Here is a 13,939-nt window from a genome sequence, read left to right on the forward strand (position 1 = left end):
TCGAACCGGCTCCTCGTCCCTGGACTTAAGCGTAAGCTCTGAAATCGTCATGTGTCGAAGCCCTCAAGGCTCCGAGCATCGTCGCTCACGACAACGCGCGAAAGGTGCCAACGAGACAGCGCTTACGAAGGCCGTCACTTTCCATGTTTTCGACCCGCGGCACATAGAGGACGTGCTCGATCGCGACCTATCGTCCGTCTGGAGAGAACAGGACGCGCAAGAAGTTGCTGAGAACAGGCGGCGCGGCGCTGGCAAGGCCGCGCTGACGCGCGCTGGCAAGGGCAAGGGTGCGAAAAAACCCGGTAAAGAGAAGGGGGCGCCATCCAAGTTGGAAGGATGGGACGCGTTCGAGGACGAGGGCTTGCTGCGATAGGCCTGATCGCAATCAACTGGCTTTAGACAACGCCTGTGCCGCCATTGGCCCCGAAAACGCCGCCATCCGTGTACGTGACTTCACCGATGCAAGCAGGACGAAAGCGGCGCATGTGCTGCAGGCGCGATTGGTCATGTGCTTCTCCGGCAACGATGCAGCGCGGCCTGGCTCTCTTAGAGATCGACTTTCGCGTTATCGCCCACATTCGGCTTGGCGCCGGACACAGCCGCGAACACCATTTTCGCTGTAGCTACGACCAGTCCCGGGCTGTCCCACAATTCGCCTTCGTCCGGGTTCACCGTTATCAGACGGATTTCGGGATCGTCAGCGTTGTCCCACCAAGCCGCGTCAGTCTTCTCCCATAGCTCAGCGATCTTTTCCCTGTCATTTGTCACTGCAGCCGGGCCGGAGATCGTGACATATTTGTAGTGGCTGCTGTCACTCCAGGCCAATGTTACCTTCGGATATTTCGACAGCTGCTTGTTCTTGGCGCTGTCGTCATTGACGAGGAAGTAGATAGCGCTCTGGTCACGGAAGACGCGCGCAGAGAGCGGCCTAGCGCGATTGTATTCGCCGTCCCACGTCACGAACATGCAGATGTCGATTTTCTTGGCGAGTTCCCAAATGCGGGCTGTTGCCTCGGCGGGTGTGAGGTCTGTCTTTTGTTCTCGACGCTTGGCCATAAATGTCCTCCAGGGAATAAATTGCGCTCGTACAACTTGTGAGGGCCCGCGACGTTCCAAGTCGATACCTTCATCGTGTGCAGTTCATGGTGACGACCGATCTCGACGTAGTGTCGAAACATACCTGGCCGTGGCTCGCGACACTTCACGCTGTCAGTGCCGATTTTTTGTTGGCCGTGCAAGCTGACGGCGTATTGGATTGTATCGTTGGCTGGACGTGGGCCGGATTGCGTGCCACCTAAGCTCCGGCGGTCGCCCACTGCATCCAGGTCCGCGTGGCCTGCTCGATCATCAGGGCGGACCCGATGTCGATATCGCTAGGCGGCGGCAACCACCTTCTCAATCTCCTGGGCCCAATGTCCCGTAAGATCCTTGGGAATCTCGCCGACAAGCACGGCCGATAGTTTCTGATGGTAATGCTTACGAAGCTCTCCAAGCGTCCGAGGGGCGGCGATTACGATGAGGTTGGCGATTTGACCGCCGAGAACCTGGCGATTGAGCAAGTCGGCTGTGCCGGCCGCGAAACTGTCTTCCTCGATCTGACTGCTGTCAGGGTTCGCGGAACTACTCTGGTGCCGGGCGCCTGACCCCTTGTTGTCGTTTGTCACGTCGTCTGCCGTCGACGCCGTCAGCTTTGGATTGGCTTCGTCTCCAGTATTGCGAAATACGTTGAGCTTCTCGCCGTCAACAACAGCGACGATGGCGCCCTTGGGAATATCCATTGGTGAGTCTCCGAGTTGCGCCAGTCCTTTGCCGATCCGATAGATGGCCTGCTGACGTTACCCTCAACGCATCAGGTCGCCATTGGATGCCTTGAGCCACCTTTCCAGGAGATGAGCCGCAAATGGGGACAACTGCCGCGCGTGCGTCGGACGGAGTCGTCCCTGCAGCGGGACACAGCACCGTGCGCTCGTTGGGTCTCTGAAAGGAGACATGTCGATCCTCGGAGTGACATGCGGTTGTTCGGGTGATGAGGTGCACGTCGGGTTTAAGGGAATATCCGCTTTGCGCCTATGTCCGCCATTCCTGGCGAAGTGCGGCTTCCCGAAAGCGGTCATCACTCAACCTGCGCCAGAAAGGCCAGGTCGGGAGGGGCTCTGCTGGTCCACTTTCGAGCATACGTCGTAGCGACGCAGCGGGAGTTCCGCGCCAGAACGCAACGCTCGGAAGTCCTCAGTTCGCCACGATCCCTAAGGCAGTCAACGTTTCTGGGGTAATCGTACCTGTGACCTTGAGATTATAGTCCGACTGCATTCTCAGTAAGCCGGCCCTCATTTCGGGGCTCATCGTTCCGTCCAATTCCCCATTGTAGTAGCCGAACGCAAGCATCGCGAATTGAACTTGGAAAACGATTTCTTTGAACCTGTTGGCATTTCCAGGAAGCGTCGCAAGAGGAGCGGGTGCTGGCGCCGCTATGGGCGGTTGATAGGCAGGCGCGGGTGCCTGATAGGCGGGTGCTGAATCTGCCGGCGGGGGATAGTAAGTGCCTCCGGATGAAGATCGGTGGCTGCTATGCGAGCTGTGGCTGCTGTGCGAGGTATGGCCAGCTAACGTGTATTTGTGATCCAGTTTGAAGATATCAAAAAGCGATTTTGTCTTGCCACCATCACCAGTTGTCGCGAGCGGCATCGCGGCGCTTTCGATCGGCATAAACCCAGCAGCGATCAAAGATGGGATCGCGAAGAACCGCTTTTTCATGCGACACCAAACCTTCCATATCCGTGCACTTTTGGATGCCATTCGAAGAAGCCGCCGCACTCGTTGCGAAGACTGCAATCGACGCAATCCTCAACATAAGCCCGTTTCCAATCCGAAATCGTGGATGGTGCGAATGCGCGATAGTCAGCAGGAACGGTGCACAGCGGGAAATTGTAGAGCTTGGTGTCGATGCCGCGGCTGATCGAGAAATCCAGCGCCTTGCTCACCAAGTCGAAGCCCAGGGAGTTGTCGAAAAACAGAGAATGCCAGTTCTTGCGGCCATACCCGATATTTTCGAGCTGCATGATTGCCCATGTGTCGATGAATGGTAGGGCGGCCGTCACGAATCTGGCCAGGTCCAGCAGCCCGGGTGCGTTGGGCTTCATAAGCACGGTTCGCAACTCGATTTTGGCTCCAGCTTCGCAAAGGAGAGAAAGGTTGCTCCTGACCTGATCGAAGGCTCCTGGCTTTCCGACGATATGATCGTGGATTGTGCTGTCGCTAGAGTAGACGGGAACACCCCAAAGGATCCGGCTCAAGTCCAAATCACGGAGCTTGGCGCGATCATCGCGCTCGAAATGCTGCGCATTGGTCAGAATGTGAAAGTCGATGTCACGCCGCTGCTTCATCGTCTTTCGCAAGAATTCGAACAGCTCCGATTTGAAAAGCGTCGGCTCTCCGCCTGACAGGCCGATCGTTGAATTCTCCGGTGCCAGAAGCACGGCCGTCTCGAAAAACGGAAACATGTCGACGTGCTGCTTTTTCGGGGGCTGCGAGCACATTACGCACAGTTGGTCGCAGCGCTCGGTGATCAAAAGCGTGTTGTGGCGAGAGTTCGCCCGAATTAGCCGATGTGCAGTTTTTCGCCATGGCACGACAAACACAACGTCGCCGTCCACCTCGGATGGGTCGATCCCAAACAAGTGAAGGCTGCCTGCCGCTCCCGTAAAGAGGGCCTTTTCACCGTCCGCGGTTGCTAGTGCTGCGTCCAGAGAACTGACGTTAGCCAGGGGTTCGGGCATTCCTTCGCACGACCGGAGCCGAACCACATATGGATCGACAGCGTCTGTCTCGATCTTGAGGCGGAGCGGGATCACGTATGTACCGGGATCATGTGATCCCCCCAAGATGGCACACGGGCCCATTTTGCAACCGACCGAAGCGCGGGTTCATCCCGCCGACTGATAACCTCTATAACCTTGTCGAAGAGGCGCATGTGTCGCTGGCAGAACCAGGTATCGGTGCGAACCAGGTCAATTCGCCCGTCCCTCGACAGATCGTCGACCACGTCTGTCCCGCAGAAGGGCTGATAGGCGCAGTGAATGCAGTCCGGGTCGAAATTGTTGAGCGAGGCATGATTGAGCAACTGGATCTTCGCCTGGTCGATGCCGGCCGTCACCGTGCCGATCGACAGATCGACACGCCCTATGCGCGAAAGCATCCTTGCTTCGTCCGTCGGATAAAGCTGCCCGTCATGATCAATGACTATGTAATCGGAAGCGAAGAAGTTGGGATTGCGAAGGTCGACATGATCGTCAGCCCCTGATCTGAGGAACCTCCTCAGGCACTGGCTGAAATAATATTCCTCGACGTAACGACCAGTGCGGTGGTTCTGATCAATCAGATAGTCGATGAAGCTGGAATGAAGTTTGTTCCACTTGGCTATCGAATGCGGATCGCTTCTTCGGCGGCGAGCAAATCCTTGGTGGTTTATCGGCCTGAGATAGATCGATTGAATGCCGTAGCGCTCGAAATTGCCGACGAGTTCCTCGAAATCCGGCGGCTCATCAACGTCGATCGTGGGAAGCGCGGATACCTTTCCCGGTCCAAGGCGACGCACAGCATCGGCGAGGTTGTTGAAGAACGCATCGGTTGTCGCATCATCATTGGTGCGTTGGCGCTGATGGGTATTTCGATCTCCGTCTAGCGACGTACTAACGAAGGTGTCCGCTTGGTCGAGGTAGGCCCATTCTCGCTCGCCCAGGCGTTGGAGATTGGTGCAGACCACAAACTGGCTACCGGGAAACCTCGCTCGTGCGAATGAGCGTATCTGTTCAAGCAAATCGACACGTAGCAAAGGTTCGCCGCCTTGAAACTCGACTTTAATCCGTGGCCCCTTCATCGCTCCGATAAGCCTGAGAGCGCCGTTCAGCGTCTCTTCGCTCCAGTCGAAACCTTGTGCAGTTTCCGGCGCTCTGGAAACCTGACAGTAGCCGCATGTCAGATTGCAGCGCAGCGTTGGCACGAGGATAACGTAAGAAAGTTCCTGCTGCTTTGATTGGCGTCGAGCCCATCGATAGGCAAAGGCCGTCCAGTCGGGGTCGCCTTCCCATTCGAACGAATGACCATTTTCACGGAGAAAAGTCTGATCGGCCGACGATAGATTGTTGCCGACATACCGTTCGAGAAATGACTGATCGCTGAGGAAGAACCCGCCTGCATCGTCGGTTAAGAGAAATTTGCCGTCGCGACGCTCGCGAAACTTAAGTGGCCACACCGTCATTTCGCAGTCACCGCCTCGATCAAGGCTTGCCGAAGCGGCAGCGTCTCAACGTAGATCTTCTCTCGGTAAACGGCATGGAGCACGCTTTTGCGCACGTCATCCAAATCACCCGAAGAAATGCAAGCCACCTCAACCCCAGCAGCCGATGCGACAAATCTAAGGGATGGATATTGAGCTTGGACACGAACTAACGCGCCATCCACAAAACTGCGAAAGTTCGGCGGAATCTCAATTGTAATCTGATCTGCGCTGTGCGGCCCCACCTGGTCGAAAATCTCCACCTCGGCCATTATACTTTGAAATTCGGATTTGAATATCGGCGGACGGCTGTATTCGAGAGAAATGCCTAAGGCGGTCTCGTCAGGCTTAATGACTGTCAAAGAGTCTCTTGTACTTTTCGTCGGCGACCCGACACATATCTCAGCATAGGCTCTCGCACGGAATGCCGTCCTTGTCGCGGTCGAGCTTTCCGCCCCAGGGGCAGTTGGCCAAATACCAGTTCGCTTCATCGCAAGAACTGATTTGCGAGCACGTTCGGCGCGGCTGGCAGGAGTAGCTCTGCGCCACCTGAGGGCGACTGATGATCCCGAGCGGCTTGATAGTGGATGGCTTAACGCCCCCGGCATGCTCTGCGCGCCAATCCCAGGGCGCCTGAAAGGCACCAACCCACAGACCGACTTTGGCCGCCTCGGCCTTCGCCTGCTGCCTCGCATAGGCCCCGTGGCTGTATTTGGGCCAATCCAGGGCCAAGCCATTCTCAACCAGCCATCCGGCGATGCTCTTGCCGTCCGCTTGGTGGCAGTCCCCTACATAGCGGCCGTAACGGTCCCACGAGACGAACGTACAAAGAGTGGGCCTGGAGAGCGCCAGGAACGTATCAAGGGCAGCAGCCGACTTGACGCCGCACTGATATCGAAAGCCCTTGGCGTCGTCGCACTGCTGCTCGGACTCAGGTGCGTCGATGCCGTTGATACGGATGCGTTGTCCGTGGATCTCGATCGTATCGCCGTCGATGACGGAAGCCACCCCGGCGATCGGCTCCGGCGTGCGCCCAATCCAGTGGGATACGTTGTGGTCGAGTGCGCCTTCACTGTTCTGAACGACAAACTGCGCCACGAAGGCGGCCACCGACGCCACTGTCACGATCACGAGTCGCTTCGGAATGCCTGCCAGCATGCGAGCACGCCGTCGCTGTGCGCCTCTCCGCTTGCGCCATTGGTCGGACTGATTGTCGTATCGGTATTTGTCCACACCCCTCACTCCCCAAGAGGAAGATGCGCCGCTGCCCTCACAAGCCAACATAAGGTCCGCCTGCGCGGGTAGGCCGCCTAAGCCCGATGATCGTCAATTCCCTGCAGTCTTGCTCCCCGAAGCCACCCCCTTGAACAGGGACAGCGAGTCTACGTGATCCAGCATCGAACACATCTTGTTCGGAGAGTCGAAATTGAAACCCAAGCACTTCTGATCCGCCGCACATGCCATGACACAATCGGCATATGCGCTAGGGACGTTCGAATAGGAGTCACCCACCACAACGGTGTTCTTGTAGAAAACGAGACTGGAGTATTGCAGCTTACCCGCAACCGCCTGCTTCGCTGCCATGGTGGCATCTGGATCCTTCACCAAAACAGATGCGTCCCCTTTCATGAAACATGCAGAATGCTTTTTGTCGTACGTGATAGCTGAGCAACGATTGTCGCCCTCGCATTGGGTTTGACATTGGTCGAATGATACATTCCACAGAGGCATACTCGGGAGGTCGAAGCCCATCGCGTCCCAGCCATCCTGGGCAACGAGTTTATTCGCCATCTCGGCTCTGCCAGCGGGAGCCTCATAATCACTGGCGCTGAAGGTGCCTTTGTCGAGCCATACACATTTCGATCCGAGTTCCAAAGCGGATGCGTCATTCAGCCCGACGGATGCGAGAGTCGTCGCGGGAGAAACCGGCGCTTGAGGCCTCGCCGTTGGGGAGGGCCGGTTCACCAGGTCTGCGTTTACGTCGACGCCATTGACGAGCCGGCGTGTGTAGCACCAGGCATGGTCCCAAGTCGCATCGTGTTCGTCATTGAAATGATGGCCAGAAACCAACGACCAATGCGAACCCTGCCAGTCGATTTCTCGAGTGAGGAACTTGTTGAAGTCCGCAGTTATGACATCGGGTTGTTTTGGTGCCGGCGTCGGGGTGGTGGTCTCCGGTTTAGGGGTCACGTCAGGGTCGGCCGCTTTCGTGCGCTCGGCCTTGCGGTCCTGGGGTACGGTTTCCGTTGTTGGTATCCTGTCGTCGCGCTTTTCGGTTAGCGTTGTGTCTATGGCAGGTGGAAGTTTGTGCTCTTGCCCGAAGAACAGCGCCGCCCCGAAACCTATACCAACAGCGGCGACCGCTATCGAACCGCCCGTCATCATCCTCCTGAAGGCGTTCGCGCGAGCTATCTTGTCATACGCTGCAGCCTCAGCCTGCAGCGTCGGGATGGCCGCCTGTTTGACAACCAGATCGACAGCCCGCTCAAGAAGCGCCGTGTTATGCCGGATCAGCACTTTTGCGGCCACCCTTTGCAGACACTTTGACGAGATCGGCGACCTCGGCCGGCAAATCCTCGTTCAGCGCCCTTCGAAGGGCATCCGGATCGTCGGTCAAAACCGGCACATAGAGGATTTCTTTCACGACCTTCTCGAAGGGAACCTCAACCCGTTTCTCGACCTCCCTGTCGACAACCACTTCAAAGGGGACCTTAACGGTTCGAACTCGGCGCCAGCGCCATCTTATTAGCATTCGTCTAATCAGTCTCGACAGCCGGCTCTCAGAGCGGTCTTCGGCCTGTGCTGCAATTCTCTGCAAGCCGAGAGCCACCATGGCAGTGATCGGACCGGCCAATCCGGCAATTACGGCGAGCGAGCCGAACCAGATTGCCGCAACCTTTCCTGCTTGGGCCTCGCTTACTTCCTCCGGCTTTTCGCCATACCAGCGAGCCGCGATGCGTCGGATTTGGTCCGTGCGAGCGAGCGGGATTCGCTTCTTTTCAAGTTCGCTCAACTGGCTCGCTATTTCGTCGCGCCGCGCCTGATTTGCAGCCAACACCTTATCTTGGGAGGCTTCTGCGGATTGGGCAGCCGCCAACGTGGTCCGTGCCTGATTGAGGCGCTGTTCCCAATCCCCGGACGTGGCGTCCAGCGACTTTTCGAGGTCACTTCGGCGGTTTTGAAGCACCTGCTTCTGGTCTGTGGTCATCTCGGGGCTTTCAGCCCTCAAGCGGTCGAACTCTGTTCGGGCGGCCGTGATCTCTTGATCTATGGCGAGGATTTGCGGTTCGTATTTCGCCTCCATCTTGGCACGAGGATTGGCAAGTTTTCCGATCTCGTCTTCCCAGTGCTTCACGGACGCAGCATCGCCAGATTCCCGGGCGTCTTTGATCCGCTGGACGAAACTGTCCCTCTGCCTTTCAAACTCCTCTACGGCCTGCTTAACTTTGCCGTCTCGCTCGGCAATCAAGTCCGCTCGCCTCTGCTCGCTCTCGCGAACCTGTTCTCTTGCTCTGGCCGCCTCCGGCGTCAACACGGTGGCAGCCTGGAGTTCCGTATCGACATCGGCGATGCGGTTTTGAATTTCCTTGCGCGCCTTGTCGGCGAGCGCACTCACCTCTTCCAGGTCCGCCCTTGCCTTCGCGACCTGGTCAGTCTGCTGAGCGGCCTGATCCGAGGCAGTCAGCTTCGCGCTCTCTCTGTTGAGCGAGTCAATCCCATCGGCTAACTCCTCATACTGCAGTTCGCGAAGGGTGCCGGCCCGTTCCAAGCCCAGCAAGACCGTCTCAAAAGTGATGCCGGCCAAAAGAAGAAGAAACACCAGGATAAACGGCTTCCAGACCCAGGAGGCGCTGTACAAAAGTGTGGCTATCGGAATCTTCGTAAGCTCTGCGATCGAGACGATGAAGAACGGCGCACTGGCTAGAATGAGGTCCATCGCGGTTGCAGATTGACTTGCTTCGAAGGCTTGGACGCCTAATACAAGACCGGTGGCAAGGCCAATAATTGAAGCTATGATCTCCAGTGCCCACGCGCCACGGTATGTCCACTGGCCATAGCTGGCCAGCTTTTGGCTCATACTTACGTACATCAGGCTCCCCGCCTCCCTAAATCCCCAGTGCACCTTGCCACTCAACACAGGTCTTTGCATCAAAAATTGCCGTCCGCTTGGTAAACCTCCTCGATTTCGAGAAACATCGTTACTTTCACACTCCGACATCGATAGAATATGTGCGAGACGACGGGCGTGAATATGATTGCCGTTAGCGGTTGAGCAGCCCTGCGACGAGAACAAGTATCAGCGCCCCGGTAACCACTCGAAATGCGTGGACAAAGCCTCTAACAAAAAAGCTTTGGCGAGGCGCCGGCATCTCGTCGATAGATTCGGCTAACGCCTTCGGGCGCTTGCATCCAAGCTTTCGCGTGAAGTGCTGGAGCCCCGGCACTTATTTCATCGCCCTCCGTCCCCGATGTGAGCTCGGAGCGTAAAGGCCACTTCTTCGTCAGGACGCCTTGCCGATAGCGGGATATGACGGCTTTAGATGATCTCTTCCTGTTAGCTGTCGGTCGGCTTTCGGCGCCACTGCGGACATCGCTGCTTGGCGCGGCACCTCAGTCGAAGGGATCATCGTCTGTGAATCCTGAAAGCAGCCGCTGTTCGCGACACAGGAGGGCCGCCAATTTGTCGTTTCACATTGGCGGACATGCGGACCGGCGACCGTTCCGGCGCCGCCGACGGACCAAGTGCCAAGCGCGCTTTTCACGCAGTGGATTCGGCGTTCTGGCGCTGAGGATTGATTGAATGACGCCGATGCGGGCCACAGCCGACGCCGTATTTCTACATCCTATCCATGATAATTTTTCCTGAACACCCGCTGCCAGCTCCGGTCCCTTTGAATTTGCCCGTTCCATTGTCACCCCTTATGACGCCAGTCAGGGTGTTGCCGCCTGTTCGTCCTTTATAGACAAAGGTCTGCTTCATATTGATGGCGCCACTGCTCGAAACACTTCCTGTAAATCCGGAATCAGACGATACTTTGCCGTCACTGATGACGACGGACGATGAAAGTTCTCGCCAATCGCCGCAGTTCGTTGTGGCTCGTCTGACCAATCTCCATGTGCCGTCAAACGCGCTTAGGCCAATCGCCTGCGGCACACAATGATCGCCTTGCACCCTCATTCCGTTGTCGCAAGTAAGCGGGCAGACACGCGCTCCGGCCGCCCTTAGTCTTTCCAGAATTTCGGCTGTCGGTTCCAGCGATGCAAGCCTGACACCTTGGCGATCCGCGTAGGCCTGAAGCGCTTTGCGGCTGGCGGCTCCCCACTCTCCGTTAGCCCAGCCCCAAAGGCATCCTATGCGCAAGAGTTCCCTTTGGGTGGCGCGCGCAAGCTCGCTGGCGTCTATGCCAGGTGCGGATGACGGGACGAGCGGGTCGCGGTGTTCAAGGCTTGCGACTTCCGTCCCCTTGGCATTGCCGGTTCCGTTGGTGGCGCGCCCCGTCTCCGGCACGTGCGCCGCCTGCCGTTCCGTTTCCATCCGCTTGTCGATCGCGTCGATCTTCAACCTCGCAAGGGGGGCAAAAACGCCGCCCGGAAATTGCTGCAAATACGCCTCGAAGAAGCTCTTGTCGGTCGAGTCCTTGATCGTCGCCCAATAAGCAAGCTCGACGGCATTGTCCGGCGGCGTAGACTGCGAAGTGGGGGCAGATACCGCTTTCGGTTCCGTGGGGAGAGGCTTCAACACGACCTCGCCAGTCAGCGAAGAGTTCTCCCACGGCACTTGCTTGCCATCCGTGGCCGCCAGAACATCGCGGCGCACGTCGATAAGTTCGCGCATGATATCCTGCCCCGGTGTGCCGAGGTGAGCGACCAGCGCGCTCGTGAATGGAGAATTCCGCCCCGCTCCGTCCATGGCGACATTGCCCGGTTGCGTCGCGAAAGCTATGAGCGAGCCGACTCCGCTGCCAAGCCTGGCCAGACCCCGACTCACGGAACCTGAGCGCGTCCCCATCGAGCGGGACAGCTTCTCGGCGAACGGATTGTCCCGGCAGGCATCCAGGAAGATGAGGTTGACCTTGGTGCTGCGCTCCATCGCTGAAAGGACGAGGTCCATCGGAAGGGCCTCGAAGTCGAGGTCATTGTAGCTGGACAACTGGGCATCGACCGGCACCATATAGTTGTTGCCGTTCACCTGCAGTCCATGCCCGGCATAGAAGAACAGCGCCATGTCGGCGCCGTCGAGCTTGTCGAGGAACTGGCGCACCGTACGACGCATTCCCGCGAGGTCGAGGTCCTGGCCGCTGACAACCTCGAAGCCAAGGCTTTGAAGCTTGGCATTCATGTCGGACGAATCGTTCTTCGGATTGGCGAGCTGTGCGGCATGCAGGTAGGCAGAATTGCCTATTACCAGCGCCACCCGTTTCTCGGCGGCTGCCTTTCCTGAAACAGCAACAAACAATAAAACCAACAGGATGAAAGCGCTGCGCATGGCAGAGACGGCTCCCCCAGGGAAATGTAGCAGAGGCTAATGCAACCGAAAAGAGCTTTGCCCCCCGTGCTGCGGACGAATGGTCGGCGCAGGGAGGTGGCTTTCGGCGGACAACGTTTTTGGCGCCAGCCCCTGCATTCCCAGGCAAACCGGGTGACAATTTGCCTGATAGGGCCGAACGGGTATGCTGGCGGGAAGTAGCGCTTCCACTGGCCTAGGGAGCTATTTCGGAGTGCGAATACTTAGAGGGATCGTCAGCCTCCGGCGAGGTGGCATTGCCGCTTCGCTCGTCTATCTGGTTCTGCTATGCATCTCGACTGCTCTCGTGTCACCGCCGTTGGAGAATGTTCTGCGCGATGTGATGATGGTCTCGATCTCGCCATTCACTCGCGCTCCGCGCAACATCGTCGTGGTCGCAATAACAGAACAAACCGTGGCGAAATTTCCATACCGCTCACCGCTGGACCGCGGCTTCCTGGCCGACATCGTGGCCCGGATCGAGTCGGCTCACCCGCTTGTCATCGGTATCGACCTGCTGTTCGACCAGCCAACGGAGCCGCAAAAGGATACCCGGCTGGAGACGGTTATCGAAACCGCCAGCGTCCCTGTGGTGATCGCCTCCGCGTCGCGCATTGACGGCCTCACCCCGAGGCAGTTCGACTATCTCAACGCGTTCGCCCCGTCGGCAAAGAGGGGCCTTGCCGCGTTGTTGCACGACAATCTCGACGGCGTGGTCCGCGGCGCTTTTCCCGGACGAGAATCGAAAGGCGGCTGGACGCCAAGCTTTGCTGCCGCGATTGCAGCATCGGCAGGCATTGGTCGCGACCCCGGGCCGAAGGAAATGGCCTATTACCGCACGGCCAACAGCTTGCCCTTCAACTTTCCAACCTATCCGGCACAGGCCGTTCCGCTGGCACCGCTGAGTTGGTTCGAGGGAAAATATGTGCTTATCGGCCTGGACCTGCAGCAGATAGACCGTCATCCAACACCGTTCGCGTTGTTGAGCGGCGCGGAAACTGGTGTTCTGCCCGGCGTCGCCATCCATGCCCATGCGTTGGCCGGGCTCTTGTCCGGGGACACAGTATCGATCCCTTGGCCTGCTCTGGGATACGCGCCGATGCTTCTTGCCGGGCTGTTCTGCCTGTGGTTCGTTTCGCGGCCTATCCCAGTGGTCTTCAAACCTGTTGCGGTCGCCGGTGCGGTGCTGCTGGTGTGGATCGGTGAGGCGTGGGCCTTCGCGAGGTTTGCGATCATCGTTCCGATGGTCGCCCCGGCATTGCTTGTCCTCGGTCTGTCGGCCTTCACTGGCTTCCTGGCTTGGAGACGGGACGCGAACGCTCGCCGCTTCATTCAGAGCGCGTTCTCGAAATATGTCAGTCCGGCCGTCGTTGCAGCGATCGTCAAGGAGCCCGACGCTCTCCATCTCGGTGGCGAGCGCCGTGAGATCACCTGCGTTTTCACGGATGTCGAGGGATTTACATCACTCAGCGAGGAGCTGGCGCCAGAGGTGCTGGCAGACATACTGAACGAATATCTGGACGGGCTCTGCGAGTTGTTCATCGAGCATGGTGCAACGGTCGACAAGGTCATCGGCGATGCTGTGGTCGGCTTCTTCGGGGCCCCGGCAGCGCAAGATGATCAGGCGGAGCGCGCGGTGTCCCTGGCATTGGCAGTGCAGGATCTGGCGCAGCGGCTGCGAGAGCGTGGACGAGGCCATTCATGCGGCGCTACCCGCATAGGTATTCACGGCGGGCCGGCGATCGTCGGCAACTTCGGGGGAAATCGTTTCTTTAATTACACAGCTATTGGCGACACGGTAAACACCGCGGCCCGACTGGAGGGCGCAAACAAGTACATAGGCACGAAAAATTGCATAAGCTCCGAAGTCGCGAAAAGGACAACGCGCTTCTTGCTGCGCCCTGCAGGAGTTCTACACCTTAAGGGCAAGAACCAAGGCATCGAGGCCTTCGAGGCAATGAGCCCTACGTCGGAAAATTCGATACTTTGCGAAGAGTATGCCAAGGCTTACGCCCTGCTTGCCAACGGCGACAAGCTCGCGACAGCGGCATTTGAGCTGTTGGTCGCAAACTATCCGCAAGACGCTCTGATCGCTTTTCACAATGGCCGTCTTGCAAGCGGACACTTCCGGGCAGACATTCATCTTGCCGACAAATAGG

Annotated in this window: 11 protein-coding genes and 1 pseudogene; 2 read left to right on the forward strand and 10 right to left on the reverse strand. The window is 57.9% G+C overall.

Going from position 1 to position 13,939, the window contains the following annotated elements; translation table 11 throughout:
* A pseudogene (locus CKW40_RS44420) lies at positions 1-373 on the forward strand (hypothetical protein); the annotation flags it as partial.
* A 173-nt stretch (positions 374-546) separates the two neighbouring features.
* Here CKW40_RS44420 and CKW40_RS34790 read toward each other — a convergent pair.
* The 10 genes from CKW40_RS34790 to CKW40_RS34835 form a co-directional block, all read right to left on the reverse strand.
* On the reverse strand, positions 547-1,056 hold the full coding sequence (locus CKW40_RS34790) for a pyridoxamine 5'-phosphate oxidase family protein (protein ID WP_095204238.1): 510 nt from the start codon (positions 1,054-1,056) through the stop codon (positions 547-549).
* A gap of 317 nt (positions 1,057-1,373) precedes the next feature.
* Positions 1,374-1,778, reverse strand: coding sequence for a host attachment family protein (locus tag CKW40_RS34795; RefSeq protein ID WP_095204239.1), 405 nt, complete (start codon positions 1,776-1,778; stop codon positions 1,374-1,376).
* A gap of 451 nt (positions 1,779-2,229) precedes the next feature.
* Positions 2,230-2,754, reverse strand: coding sequence for a His-Xaa-Ser repeat protein HxsA (gene hxsA / locus CKW40_RS34800; RefSeq protein WP_095204240.1), 525 nt, complete (start codon positions 2,752-2,754; stop codon positions 2,230-2,232).
* Positions 2,751-3,776, reverse strand: a complete 1,026-nt coding sequence (hxsC, locus tag CKW40_RS34805) for a His-Xaa-Ser system radical SAM maturase HxsC (RefSeq protein ID WP_342202960.1) — start codon at positions 3,774-3,776, stop codon at positions 2,751-2,753. The genes hxsA and hxsC overlap by 4 nt, the downstream gene beginning before the upstream one ends.
* 71 nt (positions 3,777-3,847) lie before the next feature.
* Complete coding sequence (gene hxsB / locus CKW40_RS34810; RefSeq protein WP_095204242.1) at positions 3,848-5,257, reverse strand: His-Xaa-Ser system radical SAM maturase HxsB; 1,410 nt, start codon at positions 5,255-5,257, stop codon at positions 3,848-3,850.
* On the reverse strand, positions 5,254-5,637 hold the full coding sequence (locus tag CKW40_RS34815; protein ID WP_143748430.1) for a hypothetical protein: 384 nt from the start codon (positions 5,635-5,637) through the stop codon (positions 5,254-5,256). Before CKW40_RS34815 ends, hxsB begins: the two co-directional genes overlap by 4 nt.
* Positions 5,638-5,677: 40 nt before the next feature.
* Positions 5,678-6,433, reverse strand: coding sequence for a thermonuclease family protein (locus tag CKW40_RS34820; RefSeq protein WP_095204244.1), 756 nt, complete (start codon positions 6,431-6,433; stop codon positions 5,678-5,680).
* Positions 6,434-6,601: 168 nt separating this feature from the next.
* Positions 6,602-7,792, reverse strand: coding sequence for a PAN domain-containing protein (locus CKW40_RS34825; RefSeq protein ID WP_095204245.1), 1,191 nt, complete (start codon positions 7,790-7,792; stop codon positions 6,602-6,604).
* Positions 7,776-9,353, reverse strand: a complete 1,578-nt coding sequence (locus CKW40_RS34830) for a coiled-coil domain-containing protein (RefSeq protein WP_143748431.1) — start codon at positions 9,351-9,353, stop codon at positions 7,776-7,778. Before CKW40_RS34830 ends, CKW40_RS34825 begins: the two co-directional genes overlap by 17 nt.
* A gap of 759 nt (positions 9,354-10,112) precedes the next feature.
* Positions 10,113-11,762: a caspase family protein gene (locus tag CKW40_RS34835; RefSeq protein WP_095204247.1), complete on the reverse strand. Its 1,650-nt coding sequence runs from the start codon at positions 11,760-11,762 to the stop codon at positions 10,113-10,115.
* A 184-nt stretch (positions 11,763-11,946) separates the two neighbouring features.
* Between CKW40_RS34835 and CKW40_RS34840 the strand changes: the two genes are divergently transcribed.
* Positions 11,947-13,938, forward strand: coding sequence for a CHASE2 domain-containing protein (locus CKW40_RS34840; protein WP_095204248.1), 1,992 nt, complete (start codon positions 11,947-11,949; stop codon positions 13,936-13,938).
* Position 13,939 lies beyond the last annotated feature (1 nt).

The organism is Mesorhizobium carmichaelinearum, assembly GCF_900199455.1.
GTDB classification, from domain to species: domain Bacteria; phylum Pseudomonadota; class Alphaproteobacteria; order Rhizobiales; family Rhizobiaceae; genus Mesorhizobium; species Mesorhizobium carmichaelinearum.

Excerpts from the sequence above, each read along its gene's own strand:
- CKW40_RS34790 (WP_095204238.1), bottom strand. The coding sequence starts at position 1,056 with ATGGCCAAGCGTCGAGAACAAAAGACAGACCTCACACCCGCCGAGGCA.
- CKW40_RS34795 (WP_095204239.1), bottom strand. The coding sequence starts at position 1,778 with ATGGATATTCCCAAGGGCGCCATCGTCGCTGTTGTTGACGGCGAGAAG.
- hxsA (WP_095204240.1), bottom strand. The coding sequence starts at position 2,754 with ATGAAAAAGCGGTTCTTCGCGATCCCATCTTTGATCGCTGCTGGGTTT.
- hxsC (WP_342202960.1), bottom strand. The coding sequence starts at position 3,776 with ATGCCCGAACCCCTGGCTAACGTCAGTTCTCTGGACGCAGCACTAGCA.
- hxsB (WP_095204242.1), bottom strand. The coding sequence starts at position 5,257 with ATGACGGTGTGGCCACTTAAGTTTCGCGAGCGTCGCGACGGCAAATTT.
- CKW40_RS34820 (WP_095204244.1), bottom strand. The coding sequence starts at position 6,433 with ATGCTGGCAGGCATTCCGAAGCGACTCGTGATCGTGACAGTGGCGTCG.
- CKW40_RS34830 (WP_143748431.1), bottom strand. The coding sequence starts at position 9,353 with ATGAGCCAAAAGCTGGCCAGCTATGGCCAGTGGACATACCGTGGCGCG.
- CKW40_RS34835 (WP_095204247.1), bottom strand. The coding sequence starts at position 11,762 with ATGCGCAGCGCTTTCATCCTGTTGGTTTTATTGTTTGTTGCTGTTTCA.
- CKW40_RS34840 (WP_095204248.1), top strand. The coding sequence starts at position 11,947 with ATGCTGGCGGGAAGTAGCGCTTCCACTGGCCTAGGGAGCTATTTCGGA.